Source organism: Petrocella sp. FN5 (assembly GCF_029210395.1).
Classification (GTDB): Bacteria; Bacillota; Clostridia; order Lachnospirales; family Vallitaleaceae; genus Petrocella.
Window position 1 is genome coordinate 37,904 of sequence record NZ_JARGDP010000001.1, and the last position, 21,933, is coordinate 59,836.

At 37.5% G+C, this 21,933-nt stretch carries 22 protein-coding genes; 17 read left to right on the top strand and 5 right to left on the bottom strand.

The window, feature by feature from the left end:
- Window positions 1–2 precede the first annotated feature (2 nt).
- Together P0N36_RS00200 and P0N36_RS00205 are read right to left on the bottom strand one after the other, a co-directional pair.
- Complete coding sequence (locus P0N36_RS00200; RefSeq protein WP_275840669.1) at window positions 3–2,360, bottom strand: PKD domain-containing protein; 2,358 nt, start codon at window positions 2,358–2,360, stop codon at window positions 3–5.
- Window positions 2,357–3,067: a DUF4339 domain-containing protein gene (locus P0N36_RS00205; protein ID WP_275840670.1), complete on the bottom strand. Its 711-nt coding sequence runs from the start codon at window positions 3,065–3,067 to the stop codon at window positions 2,357–2,359. Before P0N36_RS00205 ends, P0N36_RS00200 begins: the two co-directional genes overlap by 4 nt.
- A gap of 162 nt (window positions 3,068–3,229) precedes the next feature.
- On the opposite strand from P0N36_RS00205, the gene P0N36_RS00210 reads away from it, so the two are divergent.
- The 10 genes from P0N36_RS00210 to P0N36_RS00255 all read left to right on the top strand — a co-directional run bounded on the left by P0N36_RS00210 (window position 3,230) and on the right by P0N36_RS00255 (window position 13,105).
- Window positions 3,230–3,598, top strand: a complete 369-nt coding sequence (locus tag P0N36_RS00210; RefSeq protein ID WP_275840671.1) for a DUF134 domain-containing protein — start codon at window positions 3,230–3,232, stop codon at window positions 3,596–3,598.
- Between the two features lie 55 nt (window positions 3,599–3,653).
- Window positions 3,654–4,481: an MBL fold metallo-hydrolase gene (locus P0N36_RS00215; protein ID WP_275840672.1), complete on the top strand. Its 828-nt coding sequence runs from the start codon at window positions 3,654–3,656 to the stop codon at window positions 4,479–4,481.
- Between the two features lie 21 nt (window positions 4,482–4,502).
- Complete coding sequence (locus P0N36_RS00220) at window positions 4,503–4,652, top strand: hypothetical protein (RefSeq protein ID WP_275840673.1); 150 nt, start codon at window positions 4,503–4,505, stop codon at window positions 4,650–4,652.
- Between the two features lie 161 nt (window positions 4,653–4,813).
- The gene (locus P0N36_RS00225; protein WP_275840674.1) at window positions 4,814–7,357 is read left to right on the top strand and encodes a PEP/pyruvate-binding domain-containing protein; all 2,544 of its coding nucleotides are present in this window, start codon (window positions 4,814–4,816) and stop codon (window positions 7,355–7,357) included.
- Between the two features lie 232 nt (window positions 7,358–7,589).
- Window positions 7,590–9,242 carry a phosphoenolpyruvate--protein phosphotransferase gene (ptsP, locus tag P0N36_RS00230; protein ID WP_275840675.1) on the top strand — a complete coding sequence of 551 codons (1,653 nt, stop codon included), beginning with the start codon at window positions 7,590–7,592 and terminating at the stop codon, window positions 9,240–9,242.
- A 10-nt stretch (window positions 9,243–9,252) separates the two neighbouring features.
- Window positions 9,253–9,699, top strand: a complete 447-nt coding sequence (locus P0N36_RS00235; protein ID WP_275840676.1) for a PTS sugar transporter subunit IIA — start codon at window positions 9,253–9,255, stop codon at window positions 9,697–9,699.
- An 8-nt stretch (window positions 9,700–9,707) separates the two neighbouring features.
- On the top strand, window positions 9,708–10,520 hold the full coding sequence (locus tag P0N36_RS00240) for a DeoR/GlpR family DNA-binding transcription regulator (protein ID WP_125136389.1): 813 nt from the start codon (window positions 9,708–9,710) through the stop codon (window positions 10,518–10,520).
- Window positions 10,498–11,448: a 1-phosphofructokinase family hexose kinase gene (locus tag P0N36_RS00245; RefSeq protein ID WP_275840677.1), complete on the top strand. Its 951-nt coding sequence runs from the start codon at window positions 10,498–10,500 to the stop codon at window positions 11,446–11,448. The genes P0N36_RS00240 and P0N36_RS00245 overlap by 23 nt, the downstream gene beginning before the upstream one ends.
- Before the next feature lie 31 nt (window positions 11,449–11,479).
- Window positions 11,480–12,850 carry a PTS fructose transporter subunit IIC gene (locus P0N36_RS00250; protein ID WP_330683916.1) on the top strand — a complete coding sequence of 457 codons (1,371 nt, stop codon included), beginning with the start codon at window positions 11,480–11,482 and terminating at the stop codon, window positions 12,848–12,850.
- A 3-nt stretch (window positions 12,851–12,853) separates the two neighbouring features.
- The gene (locus P0N36_RS00255; protein WP_125136386.1) at window positions 12,854–13,105 is read left to right on the top strand and encodes an HPr family phosphocarrier protein; all 252 of its coding nucleotides are present in this window, start codon (window positions 12,854–12,856) and stop codon (window positions 13,103–13,105) included.
- A gap of 155 nt (window positions 13,106–13,260) precedes the next feature.
- On the opposite strand, the gene P0N36_RS00260 is transcribed toward P0N36_RS00255, so the two are convergent.
- The 3 genes from P0N36_RS00260 to P0N36_RS00270 are packed head-to-tail and all read right to left on the bottom strand — an operon-like array spanning window position 13,261 to window position 15,263.
- Complete coding sequence (locus P0N36_RS00260) at window positions 13,261–14,025, bottom strand: hypothetical protein (RefSeq protein ID WP_275840680.1); 765 nt, start codon at window positions 14,023–14,025, stop codon at window positions 13,261–13,263.
- On the bottom strand, window positions 14,003–14,899 hold the full coding sequence (locus P0N36_RS00265; protein ID WP_275840681.1) for an ATP-binding cassette domain-containing protein: 897 nt from the start codon (window positions 14,897–14,899) through the stop codon (window positions 14,003–14,005). Before P0N36_RS00265 ends, P0N36_RS00260 begins: the two co-directional genes overlap by 23 nt.
- Window positions 14,892–15,263 carry a GntR family transcriptional regulator gene (locus P0N36_RS00270; protein ID WP_275840682.1) on the bottom strand — a complete coding sequence of 124 codons (372 nt, stop codon included), beginning with the start codon at window positions 15,261–15,263 and terminating at the stop codon, window positions 14,892–14,894. The genes P0N36_RS00265 and P0N36_RS00270 overlap by 8 nt, the downstream gene beginning before the upstream one ends.
- A gap of 217 nt (window positions 15,264–15,480) precedes the next feature.
- Between P0N36_RS00270 and P0N36_RS00275 the strand changes: the two genes are divergently transcribed.
- From P0N36_RS00275 to P0N36_RS00305, 7 genes are all read left to right on the top strand, one after another.
- Window positions 15,481–16,752 carry a DUF1576 domain-containing protein gene (locus P0N36_RS00275; RefSeq protein ID WP_275840683.1) on the top strand — a complete coding sequence of 424 codons (1,272 nt, stop codon included), beginning with the start codon at window positions 15,481–15,483 and terminating at the stop codon, window positions 16,750–16,752.
- Window positions 16,753–16,757: 5 nt separating this feature from the next.
- A complete protein-coding gene (locus P0N36_RS00280; protein WP_275840684.1) occupies window positions 16,758–17,105 on the top strand; it encodes a hypothetical protein in 348 nt (115 codons plus the stop codon).
- Between the two features lie 33 nt (window positions 17,106–17,138).
- Complete coding sequence (locus P0N36_RS00285; RefSeq protein WP_275840686.1) at window positions 17,139–17,552, top strand: YbaN family protein; 414 nt, start codon at window positions 17,139–17,141, stop codon at window positions 17,550–17,552.
- A gap of 145 nt (window positions 17,553–17,697) precedes the next feature.
- Window positions 17,698–18,807: an Ldh family oxidoreductase gene (locus P0N36_RS00290; protein ID WP_275840687.1), complete on the top strand. Its 1,110-nt coding sequence runs from the start codon at window positions 17,698–17,700 to the stop codon at window positions 18,805–18,807.
- Between the two features lie 123 nt (window positions 18,808–18,930).
- Window positions 18,931–20,097, top strand: coding sequence for a glycosyltransferase family 4 protein (locus P0N36_RS00295; protein WP_275840688.1), 1,167 nt, complete (start codon window positions 18,931–18,933; stop codon window positions 20,095–20,097).
- 76 nt (window positions 20,098–20,173) lie between these two features.
- Entirely contained in the window at window positions 20,174–20,698 is a 525-nt protein-coding gene (locus P0N36_RS00300; protein WP_275840689.1) for a type 1 glutamine amidotransferase domain-containing protein, read from the top strand.
- Between the two features lie 361 nt (window positions 20,699–21,059).
- Window positions 21,060–21,629: a glycerol-3-phosphate responsive antiterminator gene (locus tag P0N36_RS00305; protein WP_275840690.1), complete on the top strand. Its 570-nt coding sequence runs from the start codon at window positions 21,060–21,062 to the stop codon at window positions 21,627–21,629.
- Window positions 21,630–21,933 lie beyond the last annotated feature (304 nt).

A 21,933-nucleotide genomic window follows, 5' to 3' on the forward strand; every position in this document is an offset into this window, starting at 1 on the left:
AGTTACTTTTTAGTCGCGCGCCAACTGCCGCTCATAAATCCGGTTAAATCATAATCACCTACAATTTCTCCCGGTCCTACCATTTTTCCGTTTTTTAAAAACTCATATTCTACATATGTACCGTCTTCCGTATAGGCAAGTGCAACCATAACGACAGCACCTTTTTTAATCTCCATTCTAAGTCCGACGATGTCATCGGCACCTTCTATATAACCAGTATTTGATTCTACAAAAGTAAAAGGTCCTTCATAGATCACTTCGCTTTCCTCGATACGCCTAAGTTCTAAGGCATAGGTCATGGTTGTACCGACAAAAGTAAAGCTTTCAATTTGGCTATCCATGTTTCCGGGATCTTCCCCAAAGGCCTGAGCTATAGGAATGATGAAGACATTAACAATGATCTTCATGAGAGCTATAATCATAGTTCTAAGAAACTTGCTTTCTTCCTCTATGGTTAGAACCACATCCCATGGACCGGCCATTTCACCCATATAAGAAGATATATTTATACTGTCTGATGCTCGTTCAAGACTTCTTTTGGTATCAATGATTTTAACTCGTGCAAGGTATTCATTTTCTTTTTCATAGATATGGGTTACCTCTTTGTCTCTTGTGATAACAGGCGGTAAGATGTTTTCTTCATCATCTTCTTCATCACCAAATGTCCACTCTAGTTTATAGCGCTCTGGTGCATTTTCTACTTCCACTTTAAAACTGACGGCTTCACCGGGCATAATGGTGGTACGGTCGGCTTCAAGGGTTATTTTGGGTGCGTTTTGTTCAAAGATATAGTGTTCACTGTTGACAATCTGGACCCCTGCATGAGCGAGAGCATAAATAGCATCATCCATTTCAATGGTATAATCAACAGCCGTGCCACCAAGGGATATCTTTTTGTCTGATCCTAAAGGTATCCAAAAGGTAGGGGTTCCATCCACCATTTCACCAGTCATTGGATCGGGATAGCGCACGATTTTACCATCTTTAAACTCGACATCGCATAATTTCTCATGTTTATTGCCTTTGACTGTCCAAAGTTCACCGGGACCGGCATAATTGATTTTTAAGTCAACCACCCGCCATTCAGGATCGTTTTGGACTAAGTGGGTCAAAGTGGCATTATAAGAAAATTGTTTTACTGCCTCAGCGCCTTTATCAAGAGCTTCAGATAAGACATCTTCATCCGGTTCAACTTCTGTAACAGTTTGTTTCATTTCAAGACTTGGGAAAAAGAGGTTCATCGTTCGTGTCGTGGCAGCTACGGCCAAAGGAACAAGTACAAAGCCCTGTTGAATAGCAAAGTCGGCAGTTATGACATAAGAGTTATAGACATAACCAGTCTCATAACGCACCATAGGCACCTCGACACCACCAAAAGTTTGATACCAAGTGTAGAATTTATCTGTAACTTTTTTATCCATATTCGAGATCTGAGGAGATGGATAAGGTGTTTCCCAATTTCTAGGTTTAACACCCAGTTGGGTGTCAGCTAAGGTATCTTCAGAATAAAAATGCTGATTGGTCCATGTGGCCAAGCCAATCATAAGTTGGTTAATCGTACTTCCATAGTCATCTAATTGTAGACCATCAAGTCGAGGCATTTTAGTAATATTCCTTGAGAGGATTCTATTCTTTAGTGCGGTTTCAGTAATCTCATATTTAGGGTGGGCATCATTTCTTACATGAGCAGGTTGGGTCATATCAGCCACTAAATGCATAACTTCCCCAAGTCCACGCATGGCCTTACCGGTATACATACTGCGCATCTCCTGCAAATCCTTAGGGGTTCCGGCAAAATCTCTAAAGTCGGCAGTTATCGGTATAGAAGATACCGAAGCGTCATATGGAATTTCAAGAGCCCTTTTATAATTAAGCATGGCATTGACTAAAGAATAAGGGTTGTCCCTCCTATAGAGAGCCCAGTCATTAGCTGGGATAGCTTCATAAATATGCCATCCATGTAGGCTGTATTGATCGGTCAACTGATGGCTACCGGACAAAGCTAGTGGATCATAAAAATGCTTAACCGACACATAGACATGTGGTTCATCAGCCGAAAAACCGCCATGAACGATGTGATCACGAGCCGGTTTTAAAAACCATTGCTGTAAATAAGTACGCTCGAATTTCCCGGAAGAAGTCACGGTGGGTGCGGAAGTATTCTTGTTAAAATTCACAAAATTATTTTTGTATTTTTTTGAATCTTCATACTGGGTTTGAAAACGGTCAACTGAAGCTCTGTTGATCTCTTCATGGGTATTTTGCTCCCATCCATAAGCGGGTATGGAAGAACTTTGAAGACATAAGGATAGAATTAAAAATCGACTAATAAATTTTCGTAGTTTTATGATTGTGTTCATCGTATTTGATCCACCACCCATCGATCATCTATTTTTACCATCATGATGGTTGTTGTACCTGTAGAAGGAATCTCGTCTGAAGGTATACCAGCCATCACAATGGCTATCTGTTCAACAGCAAAATAATCATTGTCCGAGTTCATGAAGGTTATTTCCAGAGTATTTAGCATATTCAAGAAGACAGGTAAGCGTTCAGGATTCTCCATAATCATGGCCTCAACAGTACTTCTCTCATCAGGGTTAACGTATTCTAAGGCTGACAGTAAGTCACCGGATTCTAAATGTCTAGAAAAGGCACCAAGGACTTGAAAGATTGCTTTTTCATTGTCTTCATAGTCGGGTTCTTTTTGCCAAGCGATTGCGGCTTTAGCAATAGCTTGCTTTTGCCAAAAACCGGTTATATCCCCAACTTTCCATATACTGTATCCTATCGCACTCACCATAAAAAGAACCATTAGACTGGTCGTCAAAAGTCTTAACCACTTTGGTTTTGGGGTGGATTTTTTTTTGGTTTTCTTTTTTGAGGGCTTAGTGTAAGTTGAAAAAAGACCATCTACAGAAGAAGCGTAAACCCATTGCGTCAAAGACGCATGATAGACTAAGGTGTCAGGCATGAGTTGTCTTGTTTTTGTCATTTCAACCATGATGTCGAATGAATAAGGTCCATATGTTACTTCGTTCACAAATGCATACCAGTTTTCATTCATGGTTCACCCTCCTTATGTTTCTTATTTCATCATTTATCATACCATATTTTCAGATGAAAAAAAATCGACAATTCATAATCTTATATAAAAAATATTGACATATGATATATAGATGCTATACTAAAAATAGTAATGAACATATGTCAATTAAAGGAGGCTCTTATGCCAAGACCCAAAAAATGGAGAAAAGTTTGTTGCATGCCAGAGAATGCATCCTTTGGACCTTTAGATAATAAGAACAAGGGTCCGGATACGGTGATTATGATTGTGGAAGAGTTTGAGACCATTCGATTAATTGATCTTGAAGGTATGACTCAAGAAGCGTGTGCAACCCAAATGAATGTTGCCAGAACAACGGTCCAACGTATTTATAATGATGCCAGAAAAAAATTAGCACAATCTCTAGTAGAAGGCAGTGTTTTAAGAATTGAAGGTGGTGACTATAAATTATGCACGAGAGATGAACGAGGCTTTGGATGTGGCAAAAATAGAAAATGCCATCATGCAAATCAGACAATAATCCATGAATAAAAGAATAGGGCTACGAATAAACAGATGATGTATCAAGGAAAAAGGATGGGATCAGATGAAGGTCACCACGTTAGTTGAAAATACAAGAGGGCAAGAAGACTTATGTCAAGAACATGGGCTTAGTCTTTATATAGAAACAACAAAACATAAAATTCTTTTTGATACCGGTGCCGGCGATTGTATGATGAAAAATGCAAAAAAATTACAAGTGCCACTAGAAGAAGTGGATACGGTTATTGTTTCCCATGGTCATTATGACCATGGTGGTGGTCTTGAAGATTTTTTGAAGATTAATAAACACGCTAAGATTTATATACATCCAGAAGCCTTTGGCCAATTCTATTCAGAAAGAAAAGATGAAGGAACAGTGTACATAGGACTGAATCAAAAATTAAAAGTTGAAAAGCAGATTATATGGATGGCAGACGATTTGTGGATTGACGAAACATTGTTTCTGTTTTCAAAAGTAACAAAGAGAGAATATTTCCCAATAGGTAACCGTACTTTATTTGAGAAAACAGATGAAGGGTTATTACCTGATTTATTTCGTCATGAGATTAATTTAATCATCCATGAATCAGATAAGAAAGTCCTTGTAGCAGGATGTGCCCATAAGGGTATTGTTAACATTATAAATAAAGCTAAGGATTTAACAAAAACTTATCCGACCCATGTGCTTGGTGGTTTTCATTTAAGCAAAAGTACATCTGGTATAAGGGAAGAAAATCAGGTGGTAAAAGCCATAGGAGACTATCTCAATGAGACGGGTGCAATGTATTATACAGGTCACTGCACAGGGGAAAAAGCTTTTTTGTATTTGAAAGATATCATGAACCATCGCATTGAAGCATTAACAACAGGATTAACGTTTAACATAAAATAAGATTGATTTAAGGAGACAGTTATGAGCGAACAATGTACGGATAGTTGTAGTACCTGTAGTGAAAATTGTGGAGACAGGGTAGAAAAGCAGAAAATTCATTTAGAAAACGCAAAATCTTTAGAAAAATCATTTGAATTAAAAGGCAATAAAAATCCTTCGATTATTGCATAGATAAAACAAAAGAAGCAGGTTTAGGCCTGCTTCTTTTATTTTATCCATGGACCTTCTATAATAAGGCATGGCCAATTAAAAAGAAATAGGTTAAAATTGGTTTAGCAGTATGGTTTTGACCCTTTACCAAAAGAATGAATGGATGACAAATGGAGGCGCTTATGCATGAAAAAGTTAAAACAGGTATCATAGGTTTTGACGCAGTTATTGATCACTTTCGTTTAGGGGACAATGTGGTATGGCAAGTGGATTGCTTAGAGAGTTATGAAAAGGTTTTGCAACCTTATGTGGACCAAGCGTTACAAGATCAAAGGAAAATGGTCTACATTCGATTTGGAGCCCATAGACCTTTACTAAAAGCATCAGAAGTCATAAAGGTTTACGAGCCTTCTCCAGAAAAAGGCTTTGAGAGTTTTGCAACAGAAGTCTATAATATAGTAGCAAATGAAGGCCTCAAGACATTTTATGTTTTTGATGTCTTAACGGACCTATTACAAAACTGGTATTCAGATTTGATGATTGGAAACTTTTTTGAGGTGACTTGTCCGTTCTTGTATGAACTTGATACCATTGCCTACTTTGCTATTATGAGAAATGCCCATACCTATTCCACCATTGCGACCATTAGAGAAACGACTCAGCTTTTATTAGATGTATACCAAGTAAAGGATGAGTTTTATATTCATCCTCTTAAAGTCTGGAAGCGGTATTCACCAACCATGTTTTTCCCCCATTTAATTGAAACGGATAAGGTTACTTGTATTACAGCCAGCACCGAGTCTGCTTCACTTTTTTCAACCATTCGGCTAGGCGAAGAAAGACTGGATTATTGGGATGTTGTTTTTAAAGAAGCGAGGTTGGCTTTGGGGGCAGGCGATGAGGAACGAACCAAGGTCAAAGAAAGGCTTATGAAAAAGCTAATTGGACATGAGTCTCGTATGCTGGAGTTATGTAGAAGGTACTTTGACTTGGCAGATATATTGATGATTCAATCAAGAACACTTGGAACTGGTTTTATTGGTGGTAAAAGTGTAGGTATGCTTGTAGCTAGAAAAATAATAGAGAAAGAAGGGGAAAAGGCAATTTCTCATGCTCTTGAACCTCATGATTCATTTTATTTGGGATCGGATATCTTCTATACTTATATTGTGCAAAATGGTTGGTGGCAACTACGTTCAAAACAAAAAACACTAGAAGGTTATTTCAAATATGCTTCAGAGCTTAAAGAAAAACTAATGACGGGCAAGTTTCCGGAAAATATTAAAGAAAAATTTATGCTGATGCTAGAATATTTTGGACAATCCCCTATTATTGTAAGATCCAGTTCTCTTCAAGAAGATAATTTTGGCAATGCCTTTGCAGGAAAATATGAAAGTGTTTTCTGTGTTAACCAAGGAACAGAAGAAGAACGTTATAAAGCCTTTGAAAATGCAGTTAGAAAAGTCTATGCCAGCACAATGAATGAGGAAGCTTTAGAATATAGAATGAACAGAGGTCTTTTTGAACAAGATGAGCAGATGGCTATTCTAGTGCAAAGAGTATCCGGAGACTTCTATGAAGATGATTTTTTCCCTCATGCTGCTGGTGTTGGAAACTCATCCAACTTTTATGTATGGGACAAAAGTGTGGATATGGATGCAGGTATGCTTAGATTGGTTTTTGGTCTTGGTACGAGGGCTGTTGACCGAACCGTTGTCGACTATGCCAAAATCGTCAATCTTGATCAACCATCTAGGGTACCACCTATGAATCATGAGGATGAGAAGAAGTTCTCACAGCATTTTGTTGATGTACTCGCGCTAAAAGAAAATACATGGAAGACCAAAGAAATGGCATTATTTGCTAATCGGAACTTAAAGGTGGATCAATCTCTGTTTTTTAGACCGGATGAACCAATGGTTAAAAGGTTGAGGGAGATGAAACGCTATGATGTACCTGCACCTTATATATTGGATATGAGAAATATGGTTAATAAAACCGATTTTCCCATTATAATGCGAAAATTCCTGAAATTGCTTTCAAAAGTTTATGATTATCCGGTGGATATTGAATTCACGGTAAACTTTAAATCTGTAGAAGAGTATAAAATCAATCTTTTACAATGCAGACCCTTGCAGACAAAAGGCCTTGGTAAATCGGTGGAAATGCCAAGGATACAGCATGAAAAGGACTGCTTTTTTAAATCTTCCGGTAATTTTATGGGTGGAAACGTTCACTTACCTATAGAATATGTGGTATTCATTAAACCCAAGGCTTATCTTGAATTAACAGAACAAAAAAAATATGAATTAGCAAGACAAATTGGACAAATTAATAAAGCCTTAAAAGGTAAATCAGCCATGCTGATGGGTCCGGGAAGATTTGGAACGACCACACCATCACTGGGTGTACCCCTTAACTTTCAAGAACTCTGTCATATGTCAGTGGTTTGTGAGATGGCATCCATTGAGGCGGGATTCATGCCTGAACTGTCTTACGGTAGCCATTTCTTTCAAGACATCGTGGAAACAGGTATTTTTTATATTGCTTTATTTGAAGGCAATGATGAAGTCCTACTTAATATGGAACAAGTATTATCCAAAGAAAATCAGCTATCTAAGGTATTAAACAACGCAAAAAAATGGGAAAATGTGATTCATATTGCCCATATGTCGTCCTTGGAGTTATTTTCAGATATAGTTACTCAGCAGCTGATTTGTTTATAAGATCAAAGCAAGATTTTTGACACGACCATTCATATTAAATAAAGATCTATAATAAAACAATCATATTTGATGAATGAATATGATTGTTTTTTGATTATACGATTGCCTTAAAGTGCAGTATTACCAACTGAAAATGCATAAAACAGTCAAAACGCCAAAATTATATGACGGTTATTGATTGTTTTTGAGCGAAGTGATATGATGAAGTCAATTAAAAGAAAGGATGTTTGCTGTGATAGGAGTATCAGTATTTAAAGGTGTAGGCATTGGAAAAGCTTTCAATTATGAAATCGAATCCATAATCATACCTAAAGAGATGATTGAAGAAAATGAGATGGATGTTACACTTGATAACCTTAATATTGCCATTGGCAATCAAAAGACATCACTAGAAGCACATATGAAACATGTGGAAGAAACCATAGGTACCTCTGAAAGTCAGATTTTTTCTGCTCATATTGAGATTCTAAACGACCCTGAACTGATCAGTCGGATTCGTAAGAATATTGTTGGAAAAAAGATGAACCTAGTTGCCGCTATAGATGAAGCAAAGAACTTTTATGTTGAAATGTTAAGTGCCCTTGAAGACCACTACATCCGGGAACGTGCAAGAGACATTGAAGACGTTATGGAAGGCTTACTAAAAAACATATTAGGGCTGTCAGATAATCCCTTAGATAACATCAGGGAAGCGACAATCCTATTTGCTAAAGATTTAAGCCCATCTGAGACCATACATTTGAATGATTGGGTCAAAGGAATTGTACTCAGTGAAGGCAGTATTACCAGCCATAGCGCTATTGTGGCCAAAGCAAAAGGCATACCGACCATAGTGGGGTACAAAGAGGCTCAGATTCCCGATGGTAAATCTTTGATTTTAGATACTGTAGCAACAAAGTTATTGATTGACCCCACAGAATCGGAATTAGAAACCTATAAAGAAAAAGTTAAAGAAGAAGCATTACATCAGAAGCGTTTAAGACAACTGGTAAAAGTGGAAGCCATAACAAAAGATCATAGACATATTGAGCTTTTTGGCAATGTTGGTTCGGCAGAAGAAGCCCTATCCATTGTGGACCATGGTGGCTTTGGTGTCGGACTGCTTAGGACAGAACTGGTCTATATGAACAGTAAGGATTGGCCGACAGAAGATGAACAATATAAAACATATGAAGGTATAGCAAAAAATGTCAATGGCGAGGTCATTATTCGAACATTAGACATTGGTGGGGATAAAACTTTGCCCTATTTCACATTTCCGAAAGAAGAAAACCCATTTTTGGGGCTTAGGGCCATTCGGTTCTGTCATAAAAATAAGGAAATCTTCAAAACACAACTAAGAGCAATTTTAAAACTCAGTGCTGCCTATCCGGTAAAAATTATGTTTCCTATGATTGGTTCCTTAGAAGAACTATTAGAAGCAAGAAAATGTCTTGATGAAGCAAAGGAATCCTTGAAGGCGGAAAACCAAGCTTATAATGAAGATATCCCAGTAGGAATTATGATAGAAATACCATCAGCGGTATTTGCCATCGACTTATTATCCGACCATGTAGATTTTGTATCGATTGGTACCAACGATTTATGTCAATATACATTAGCGGTCGATCGCTTGAATCCGGAAGTGGCTTATCTATACGATGCTTTTAATATCAGCATCATACGTATGATTGATCATGTGGTACAAGGATGTAAGCCAAAAAGGGTCAAAGTAGGGATTTGTGGGGAAATGGCCAGTGATGTAGAAGCAGCCCAAATTCTTGTAGGACTGGGTGTAGATGAACTATCTGTAAGTCCATCTATGATTCCCTATGTAAAAGAAGTCATAATAAACTCAAACTATGAAGATCTTAAGGTGGATGCACAACGCATCATAAAACGATAGGAGGAAAATTATGTTAATAAATGAAGAACTGATTGTTATACCTGTGCAACAAAAAACAAAAGAAGGTGTTATAGAGGAATTGGCAGAAGTTGCGTTTTCTGTAGGAAGAATTGCTGACAAAGCCAAGTATGTAGCTGCCGTTTTGAAGCGAGAAGAAGAGTATTCAACTGCTGTTGGTTTTCATGTAGCTATACCCCATGGAAAAACAGACGCTGTAACGGAACCTTTCTTAATGTATGGCCGTGTAGATAAAGTAGATTGGAAGGCACTTGATGGAGAACCTGTTGATCATGTGTTCATGATTGGTGTACCGGAAAAAGAAGCAGGTAGTACCCATTTACAGATATTGGCTAAGCTATCTAGAAGGCTTATGAAAGAAGAATTTCGAAGTGAACTGACACAAGCAACAGACGCTCAAGCGATTATTGATGTGTTGAAGAAAAATGAACTGCTATAGGTGAGCTTATGATGCCAGAAGAAAGAAGACAGAAGATTATTGAGATTCTATACGCCAATAAAAGTGCAACTGTTAAAAATCTATGTGATCAACTTATGGCTTCGGAAGCAACGATTCGTAGGGATTTGACGGTACTTGAGGATGAAGAAAAACTTGAAAGGGTACATGGTGGTGCCATTATTCAGTCCAATGTGCCCATTGAAAAAGAAGACACTTATAATGAAAAAGAAGGTGTCTATCTATATGAAAAAAAACAAATCGCAAAAGTAGCTTTTTCTTATTTGCGGGAGAATGACAGCATTTTCTTAGATGGGGGAACAACAACCATTGAGTTGGCCAAATTAATTGGTAGAAGCAGAATAAAAATCAATGTCTTTACCAATGCACCTCATTTTACTCAGTTTATAGCCGGAAACCCTAAGGCAGAGCAATTTATTCTTGGGGGCAGAATTAGAAACAACACACTTGCAGTTGTAGGACAGTTGGCTATTGATACCATACGAAGATTCCGCATAAACAAGGTGTTTATAGGCGTTAATGCCATAAGCCTTGAGTATGGATTAACAACACCTGATTTTGAAGAAGCGGAAATGAAGCGGGCAATATTAGAAAAAGGAAGAGAAAGGTATATTCTTGCAGATGCCAGTAAGTTCAATAAAGTAGCATTGTGTGAAATATTACCAATCAGCGCAGTTGACACCATCATCACTTCATCTCTTGAAGAGGATGAAATCAAAGAGAAGTTTAAGCTTGAAGGTGTCTTATTGGTTGAAGCAACAAAAAAGGAGGCGGGCATGTATGATTACGACGGTGACGCTTAACCCGGCAATTGATAAGATTATCGAAATCAGGGGATTAACAGTGGGTCAAGTGCATAGAGCTCAAAGGCAAGTCGTAACCCTTGGGGGTAAAAGTATTAATGTTGCACGAATTATATCGAGTCTTAGTGAGGCAACAAAAGCCATATGTTTTGCCGGACGGGATAATTTTGAAGGTATTAAGAATCATGCCCAGGCAGATGGCATCCCGATTGATGCAATACTGGTCAGTGGTAGTACTCGAACCAATGTTAAGATTGTTGAACCTGACCAGAATTATAGAACGACGGATATCAACGAAATTGGTTTTAAGGTTACAGACGGTGAACGGGAAGCCATGACTGCAAAAATCTTAGAGGCAGGAAAAAACAGCGAATATGTGGTACTCAGTGGCAGTCTTCCGGAAGGCATATCTAATAGGTATTATAGGGAAATTGCAGAGAAACTAAAAGGCGTTACAAAGGTAATCATTGATGCGGATGACAGAATTTTATTAGAAAGCCTTAAAGGATCACCGTATCTGATTAAGCCGAATATCCATGAACTGGAAGCGGCGCTTGATATGAAGCTTGAGAGTAAGGAGCGTATTGTCCATGCATGCAAAAAAGTAATTGATGATTATGGCGTCAATTATGTACTGGTGTCCATGGGCGAAGAGGGTAGTATTCTGGTCAGTGAAAGGTATGCACTATCGGCAGGCATTTTGCCACTTAAGGTGGTAAGTACAGTCGGCGCAGGTGATGCAATGCTGGCAGGATTCATCTACGGATTGAAAACACATCAAGATTGTGATGAGCTTGATTGTTTGATAAAGGCACTGTCATATGGAGTGGCATCAAGTTCTATCGCCATCAGCACTCAAAGTCATATGCCCATTGAAGCATTAACTTTGACGGTGAGAGCGAAGGAAGTCGCCATTTCAAGGCTATAGCTTTAACAAAAATTGTATAGGAGGAATGAAAATGAGGATTTTAGCAGTAACAGCATGTCCAACGGGTATCGCACACACGTATATGGCAGCAGAGGCCATTGAAGAAGCAGCAAAGAAAAAAGGTTATGAAATCAAAGTAGAAACAAGGGGTTCTGTAGGTGTCGAAAACGAACTAACCAGTGAAGACATTGCAGCAGCCGACGCCATAATCTTAGCCTGTGACACATCTGTGCCTATGGAACGGTTTTCTGGGAAAAAACTGGTATCTGTGGCAGTAAGTGATGCACTTAAGGACGCAAACAAATTAATTGAGGACGCACTAAAAGCACCTGTTTATAAAGCATCAGGTAGCAACCTTGTAGATGACGTTGCTGGTATCAAAGCAAAAAGAAAAGATGAAAGCAAGGGTGCTTATAAACATTTGATGAATGGTGTATCCTTTATGATACCCTTCGTTGTAGCTGGTGGTATTGCCATTGCACTTAGTTTTATGTTTGGTTATGACGCCTTTCAACAAGAAGGTACTTTGGCAGCTTATTTAATGAACATCGGTGGTGGTGCAGGTTTTGCACTTATGATTCCTGTACTAGCCGGTTATATTGCCTATTCTATAGCGGATCGACCCGGTTTGGCTGTAGGTATGATCGGTGGTTCAGTAGCGGTTCAATTGAACGCAGGTTTCCTTGGCGCCATCGTTGCCGGATTTATGGCCGGTTATGTGGTCAACCTGATTAAGAAGTATATTAAATTACCTAAAACACTTCAAGGTATTATGCCGGTATTAATTATACCTGTATTTGGTTCATTGATTGTCGGTTTATCATTTTTCTATATTATAGGCGCACCAGTTGCGGCCATTAACACAGCAATGAATAACTTCCTAACAGGTATGTCGGGTACGAATGCAATTCTTCTAGGATTAATTATCGGATTAATGATGGCCTTTGATATGGGTGGTCCTGTCAACAAAGCGGCCTATGCTTTTGGAACCGGTACGTTGGTTGCAGGAACTGGCTCAGCGATTATGGCGGCTGTTATGGCAGCGGGCATGGTGCCACCACTTGGACTTGCAGTCGCAACATTTATATTTAAGGATAAATTCACCTTAGCAGAAAAAGAAGCCGGAAAAGCGGCTGCAGTGCTTGGCGCTAGTTTTATAACAGAAGGTGCGATTCCTTTTGCAGCAGCAGATCCACTTCGTGTTATTCCTTCCATCATGGCAGGTGCTGCAGTGACTGGTGCCTTATCAATGGCATTTAACGCGACTTTATCGGTGCCTCACGGTGGACTGTTCGTATTTTTTGCAGTTGAAAACGTAGCAATGTATATTGTAGCAATCCTTGCAGGTACAGCTGTAACAGCAATCCTTATAGGTATGCTAAAGAAAAAAACAGAGGTGTAAAACATGGTAGAATTCACAACAACAGTAGGCTTTGAAGAAGGCTTACACGCAAGACCGGCGGCCGAACTGGTTAAAGTATGTCAGAAGGCGTTGGCAGATATTAAGATTATAAAAGATGACCTAGAAGTAAACCCCAAAAGCATTCTAGGCATATTGACCCTTGGCGCAGCCCATGGAGATAAGATCAGAATTCTTGTCAATGGATCAGATGAAAATGATGTAGCCAAGAATCTTAAAGCATTCTTCAACAAATAAAACCCAAGATAAAAATAGAACCGATTGGATTGACATCCGAGTCGGTTCTTTTTTATTCTCTAGGAAATGCTTACGATTGCTTTAGCGTTAAGGGAATTAAATCGTTAACATTTAAGAGGCAAAAGGAGATTAGACGCTTTGTTTGGAAAAAATCATTATTCTCTTGCCTCTGCTTTTCTCAGTAGTAAATAGAAGCATCCAGCCAGAAACAAACTTAGGATGAAGAAAGTTAATACAGCCATATAGGGGTTCCTGGTTTGCCAACCAAAAATAGTGTCGATGAATGCACCAAAACTAAGTAGCCAGGTTTTTGGTAGAAAGCCGACTAAATTCCTAAGCAATACAAGGAGTGCTATAGGGGCAACGGAGACAATGACCTTCACAAGATTATTACTTCTGAAATAAACCATCGTAATGACAACACCCAATGCAAAGAAAAGCACATATGCGGCAAATTGCCAAATGACTGTAGAAGAAAGTGTGAAAAAAGTATTGCTTTGCTTCCATACATATTCCATCGTATTCCAATCAAACATACCTGTATCACGAAAAGTACCATAAATCATGTCATAATTCGTTGGTGAAGGAACGAAAATATTATAAATACGATTTATAACCAGGTCAATAATTGACATTAAGAATGCTATTGGTAAAATGGCAAGTAATAACCCGCTAAAAAAAGCTTTTCTTGATAGATTATTGGCTTGAGAGAAGTTGAAGTTTTCTTTGAAGGCATTTAGACCCATAATAAAAAGAAACACAACGGTTGAAAACTCAAGTCCGGAGGAAGAAGAATTCTGACCACTATTTGAATTACTGACAGCCAGGAAAGAAATAACCATAATAAAAATCATGTAGTATATCATAGTGGAAGGTAGCATCATTCGTATATGGAATTTAGCCAACTTTAGAGATTTCATGATGAACACCTCCTACATTCGTTAGTTTTATGAAGAGTTCTTGTAAACCGACTTTTGCTTGTTCAAGTCCCATTTGCTTCATGAGTTTAAGTGAGTCTTCTGTCGGTTCTTCAAGAAGAATGGCTTTACAATAGTTGCCCAAATACTCGAGATCTAGAGCTTTCCTATTCTGTACAAAGGCTTCAACATCTGATGATTTACCGGTAATAGCATAGGCACGATTCATTAAGGATGCCACACTTTCATTGATAAGTACTTTTTGATTGCCAAGAATGACGACCCATTCAAGCAAGTCAGCTATTTCTTCTATTATATGTGTGGAAAGAATAATGGTTTTTGGTGTTTTGATATAGTGGGCAAGAAGTTCTTTATAAAAAAGCGTCCTATGATGGGCATCAAGACCTAATATTGGCTCGTCAAAAATCAGCATTTCAGCATTTGAGGCTAAAGCAATAATCAGTTTGGCAATGGTATTGTATCCGGTGGAAAGTGCTTTGAATTTTTTATTAGGATTCAAGTCGAATTTCTCACACAACCTATTGGCATAGGTCAAGTCGAAATTCGAATAAAAAGTCTGAGTCCAACGAAACACCTCATGAATTTTCATACTCTCAGGATAAAGATTGCTTTCGGTCATATAGAAGATGCGCTCAAGAAGAGCATCATTTTCTCTAATGGGGAGGTCAGATAGAGTTATGTAGCCCTTAGTCGGAAAAATACGATTCGTTATTAAGTTAAGCAGAGTGGTCTTTCCAGCACCATTACGTCCTAGTAAACCATAGATTCTTTTTTCTTCAAAAATTAGAGATACTTCTTGAAGTGCACAATTGGCATTATAGTATTTTGTGATATTTTTAAGTTCAATATTATTCATAATCAGGACCTCCTGTTAACATTTTTATGAGATCTTCTAGCTTGATGCCAAGTTTATCAGCTTCAGTTAAGAGGCTTACCACATACTTCTCATAAAAATGTTCTTTTTGTTTTCTAATAAGCGTTTTTTTTGCACCTTTTGCTACAAACATACCAACACCTCTTTTTTTATAAAGTATGCCTTCATCGACGAGAAGGTTGAAGCCCTTAGCAATGGTTGCAGGATTAATATTATAGTTCATAGAAACTTCTGTCGTTGATGGTATCTGTGTCTCTTCTTCAAAAATATCACGTATGATATCATCTTCAATGGATTGAGATATTTGAAGGTAAATAGGAACTTGACTGCCAAAATCAATTTTCATCAGGCATACACCCTTTCTTCTTCGGTTAACTACTTATGTAATTAACTATATAACAAATATAAAGCCTTGTCAATACTTTTAGTTGGAGAGTGAATAAAGCTTGTGAAATACAATGGCTTACATTATTATATAAGAAGTCACTTTTGTTCTAAGGATGGTTTTGACCCTTTAAACAATAATAAAAAAAAAGAAAATACAGCTTCTTGGAGGAGACAAGATGATTTATTCCAATTCGTATGAAGAGAAAGAGCTACAGAAAGAAGGCAAGCAACTTATTCTTAGTGTTTTTCCGCTGGTGTTTATGGTTTTTGGTATTATATACGGCATTGCTACCCATGAGAACCTACTTGAAGGACTCATGGCTATATTATTTTCGCCAACAACACTGTTGACAGATTTTTTGAAAGTTGGCGGTGTAGGTGCTACTTTTGTAAATGCAGCCTTGGTTGGCATATTCAACATATATTTATTGAGACGTTTTGAGATGAGGATTAACGGATTACTCATTGCTGCAATTTTTACAGTGATTGGGTTTTCCTTTTTTGGAAAAAATATTCTAAATATTATGCCTATATATTTAGGCGGTTATCTTTATGCACGTAGGCAAGGGATTGCTATGAAGAATATTATTTTAATCATTATGTTCAGCACAGCTTTAGCACCGATTGTCAGTGAAATAACATTTGGTGGGTATTTTGACAAGGGATTTAACTATTTTATGGGAGCCTTGATTGGGACCCTTATTGGTTTTATCATTGTACCTTTATCCTCTCATATGTTAAAATTTCATGATGGCTATAACCTTTATAATATCGGTTTTACAGCAGGCATTGTGGGAACTGTTTTTACAAGTTTACTTCGAAATTTCAAGATGCATATAGCACCGGTTAATATATTAGATACCAATCAACATATGACCATTGTTATTATGCTGTATCTATTGTTTGCCTACCTTGTATTAATGGGATATAGAGTCAATAATCGAGGCTTTGAAGAATATAAGAATATACTTAAGTATAGAGGTCGTACCATAACTGACTTCACAGAACTTGTAGGTTATGGTATAACATTTATCAATATGGGTTTATTAGGTATATTAAGTACCACTTTGGTTCTTCTGCTAGGTGGTATTGTAAACGGACCGGTTATAGCAGGTATATTAACCATTGTTGGTTTCGGCGCTTTTGGTAAGCACCCGAAAAACTGCTTACCCATTGTTTTGGGTGTCCTATTAGGTGGTTTTATTTTTGGCTATGATTTTACGAGTACCGGATTTATCATTTCTATACTATTTTCCACAACCATAGCACCAATAGCCGGTTCATTCGGACCAATCATTGGTATTATTGCCGGTATACTGCACCTCACTCTCGTTACCAATGTAGGTGTCATCCATGGCGGTATAAATTTGTACAACAATGGTTTTGCAGGCGGTTTGGTTGCGGGGTTCTTAATACCTATTATTGACGCATTTAAAAAAGGAGAATAATCATTATGAGACATGAAGTGAAGAAAATAAGCCGTATGGTCGATGAGCTGACGACCTTATTTCTAAAAGAAGATACCAACGAATTAGATTTTAAGATTGTCATTACGAAGGAAAAATGTATCATAAAGATTGTAGATTATCATACGAATCTTGATGATGCTTATATTGACCAGCTATCAAAGCGCTTAAATAGCCAGCGCCAAAGAGAAATCGAAGAATATTATTGGCAACTAGCAGGAGAAACAGATGAGGATGACGAAATCACATTAATCTGCGCTATGGTGGACTCGGCGATTGTAGAGAAAAAAGATGGTAACCTGATTTTAGAACTGACAAGATTGTATACAATGTAAAAGTCTAGGAAAGATAATAAGTTGGGTGATGGTATGAATAAGTTTTACGTTAAAACAAGGAAATACTTTTTATTAACCATAGGCACCATAGCGGTTTTTTTGGGTGTGTTAGGTATTTTCTTACCTTTATTACCGACAACCCCTTTTTTACTTTTGGCATCTTATTGTTATTTGAGAAGTTCAAAGAAAATGTATCATTGGATTATGAACCATAAGACATTTGGTAGTTATATCCATAATTATATAGAATACAAGGCGATAAAAAAAAGAACCAGAATAAGTGCCTTACTTTTCCTATGGGGATCATTAGGGTTTTCAATATATCTAGCACCAATTTTCCACGTCAAGATTTTGTTGGTTGCCATAGGTACAGGGGTCACAATTCATCTTATAACACTAAAAACAATGCCAAAGGATGATGAAACCAATCCGAATAGATTCGAATAATAATACCGCTTACGGACATGCTTCAAATGGTGCTTAATTGTTCAGATGAGGTAGAAACGTGTTATAATAATGTTATGGTTAGGCGTCAAAACCATATGCAAACAGATGATTATACGTGTCAACAGATTTAAAGGAGGAATGTACAATGGAACAAGTTTATGTGGATTGGGAAACCATTACCGGGTTTGTTAAAGAAGCTTTTATAGGTTATGGCGTACCAGAAGAAGATGCAACTATTTGCACAGATGTTCTTATAGCTTCAGATCGTAAAGGTATTGACTCTCATGGCGTCAATCGCTTCAAACCGATATACTTAGATCGAATAAAAGCCCGGATTCAAAAACCGATAACGGATTTTGAAGTCTTAAGAGAAACGGCTACAACAGCCGTAATAGATGGTCATGATGGTATGGGCCAAGTCATTGGCTATAAAGCCATGTCCATGGCTATAGAAAAAGCAAAAAAATATGGGATGGGTATGGTTGCTGTTAGGAACTCAACACATTACGGTATTGCGGGTTACTATGCAGAAATGGCTACAAAAGCCGGATGTATAGGTATTACAGGAACCAATGCAAGACCTTCTATAGCGCCCACCTTTGGTGTAGAAAATATGTTAGGGACAAACCCATTGACCTTTGGTCTACCTACTGATGAGCCTTTTCCTTTTATATTAGATTGTGCGACATCTATTACACAAAGAGGCAAAATTGAGTATTTTGCACGTGTTGGAAAAGACACACCGGAAGGAATGGTTATTGGACGAGATGGTAAAGCAATGACGGATTCTGAACAGATTCTTGAAGATTTGGTTAGTGGCAATGCGGCTCTGGCACCTCTTGGCGGTATAGGTGAAACATTGGCAGGGTACAAAGGCTATGGTTATGCGACTGTAGTTGAAGTCTTGTCTGCGGCACTACAACAAGGCAACTTTCTAAGAATGTTAACAGGCATTGGTGAGAAGGGTGAAAAAGTGCCATATCATCTAGGTCATTTTTTTATCGCCATTGATACAGAAGCCTTTATGGGCCTTGAGAGTTTTAAAAAAACAACAGGTGATATTCTAAGAGAACTGAGAGTTTCTACTAAAGCGCCTGGTGAAGAGGCAATATTCACAGCGGGAGAAAAAGAATATAATCATGGATTGTTCAGAAAAGACAAAGGTGTACCTGTTAATGAAGCGGTACAAAAAGAATTGATTGAGATTAGAGATGAGTTAAAATTGGACCACTATAAATTTAAGTTTGAAGGTTAATCCCTTTAAGAAAACCTAAGAAAGTCTTAACGGTTATTTAATAAAAGTTTGTTATACTGATTTGGACAGGACTAAACTTAGAGAGTTAAAAATAACGTATTTAACGTTGGTTGAGGTGGTTAAATGAATATTGGTATTTTTACAGATTGCTATTACCCCCAGATTAATGGTGTTGTGACTTCAGTTATGATGCTACAAGAGGAACTTGAAAAAAGAGGGCATAAAGTAACCATAATTACCGTCAAGGTACCCCATCATATTGAAGAAAGTATAAATGTTATTCGAATCAAGTCCATACCAATTATTAGGATGAATGAATTTAGATTAGGTATTTCTTTTAATGTACCTTTAATAAGAATGATTAAGGCTTTAGAACTAGATTTGGTACATACACATACTGAATTTTCCGTGGGCTTGTTTGGTAAATATATGGCTAAGATATTGGATGTTCCCTTGGTCCACACCTATCATACCATGTATGAAGATTACACCCATTATATCTACAACTTAAAGTACGGACAAAGAGTAGTAAAAAAAATGGTAACTAAAAGCTGTAAAGTCTATGCGAAGAAATACAGCTGCATTATCGCACCAACAGATAAAACATTGGTATCTCTTAGAAAGTATGGCATCAAGAATGACATTCATATCCTTCCGACGGGTATTGACATAGACAAATTTGCTAAAATTGAAGCGGATGAGTTAGCTATAGCGGCACTTAGGCGAAAATATCATATTAATGAAAGTGACTTTGTGTTGCTATCCTTAGGGCGTATAAGTAAAGAAAAAAATATTGAATTTTTACTAGGACAAATGCCTGAACTTACAAAATTGCATAAGCAACTTAAGTTAGTAATCGTTGGAGATGGACCTTATTTGAATCCATTGTTAAAACAATATGACGCGCTAAATCTTGATAAACATGTTATATTTGTTGGAAGAGTTCCCTATGAAGAAATCGGCCAGTATTATAAAATGGCAGACGTATTTGTGAGTGCGTCATATACAGAAACACAAGGGCTAACCATTATTGAAGCCATGGCATCTGAGCTTGGCGTTGTTGTTTATGACGATACAAATGTCAAAGGGATTGTGATGGAAGGTGAATCGGGTCGCTTATTTAAAACAGAATCAGAATTGAAGCATCAAATAACGGATGCTATAAATCATCCAAGTAAAACGGTGGCGATGCGTGAACGTGGTCTAGAGATTGTGAAATCACTCTCCAAAGAAAGTTATGCTGAAAACGCAGAAAAGATTTACAATTTATTAGTAGAAAAACATACGTAAAAGACACATGATAATTAAGATGGTTTTACCCTTGAACCATTTGGAAAAAATAAAATTAACAAGAAAGGACGAAAGAATGAAATTAAAAAGCAAAAAAGTGTTAGCATTTGTTCATACAGATTTTGAGGACCTTGAGCTGTGGTATCCTATATACCGTCTTAGAGAAGAAGGTGCAGAGGTGGTCTTAGCAGGTGAAAAGAAGGGGGAAACCTATATTGGCAAATATGGCGTGCCGGCCACATCGGATATGGATTTTGCAGAGGCTGTGGGCATGGAATTTGATGCATTGTTGGTACCGGGTGGATGGGCACCGGATAAATTGCGTCGTTTTGATGAGGTTTTGACCATAACAAAACGTATGGATCAAGAAAAGAAAGTTATTGGAGAAATTTGCCATGCAGGGTGGGTACTCATATCGGCAGATATATTAAAAGGTAAAAAGGTAACGAGTACACCGGGCATTAAACATGATATGATAAATGCAGGTGCAACGTGGCTGGATGAACCAAGTGTGGTGGATGGTCATCTGATTTCTGCTAGAAGACCACCGGATTTACCGGACTATATGCGTGATTTTATAAAAGTATTGTCGGAGCAATAAAGAAGTAGGCCGGTGGGCCTACTTCTTTATTGCATATTCTTGAAAAGGGATAAAGAACATGTTATTTGTCCCTTGTGTAGGTGGCTTTTACCCTTTAACCAAATTTACTAAATTAAACTAAAAAACCAACCATACATAAAAGCGTTGAATAATTATAATAAAAGAAATATAATATAAGATACTGAACTCAACCTTGATAATTAAATAACGAATTAGTGGAAGGCAATCGTTTATTGTATACAATGTTGATTAAAAAAATACATACTATTAAGGCTACGTATGACCGGTATTGCTTGACTTTTGTGTATATTTATAGTACATTTAGCAACGGTAAGTTCAATAAACACTTGGAGGAAAAAGAATGTCTAAATCGCAAATAAATGATATCTTAATCGACAATCCGATTATTGCAGCGGTCAGTTCAAGAGAACATATGGAAAAAGCCATTAAATCACCATGTAATGTGATTTTTATGCTTTATGGTGATATATTGACATTGAAAGATGATGTGAATTACGCCAAAGCCAACGACAAAAAAGTCTTTATTCACATCGATCTAATTCATGGCTTTTCTCATGATAATTATGCACTTCGTTATATCCAATCGGAGATTAATCCAACAGGTATTGTAACCACCAAATCCAGCCTAACCAAAAAAGCAAAAGAGATGGACATGTTGGTTATTCAACGCTTATTTATGTTGGACTCGAAGTCAATAAATGCCGGTATTGCGACGATTAAAGGTATGAAGCCGGATGCGGTAGAAATCATGCCTGGTATTATTCCTAAGATTACAACAGTAATGAGCAAAGAGTTATCTGTGCCTATTATTGTAGGCGGTTTGATTGAATATAAACAGGAAGTACTTGAAGCCCTTAAAGCAGGTGCAACTTCGATTTCAACCAGTAGTGAAAAAATATGGTATAGTTAAGGAAAACACCTAAAATAACAGCAAGATTAAGTTAAAAGTTTAACAAACATGTCGACAGTCACTCTCTTTTCGTCAATGTGCAACAAGAAAAAATGAACTTGACAAATGGTTTGTTGATAATGTATAGTTGTCTTATAAGTTAATAACGATTAGGTCGAGAGTTTGAGAGCCGTGTAGATCAAGAAGTTGGAAATTAGTATTGATTTTCACATTCTTAATGTATCAACTGTGCTTTCTTTTTTTGTGCATCATTACCGGTCAAGTTAAAATGATGCATGATAACAAAGGCCTGATCAACACAAAA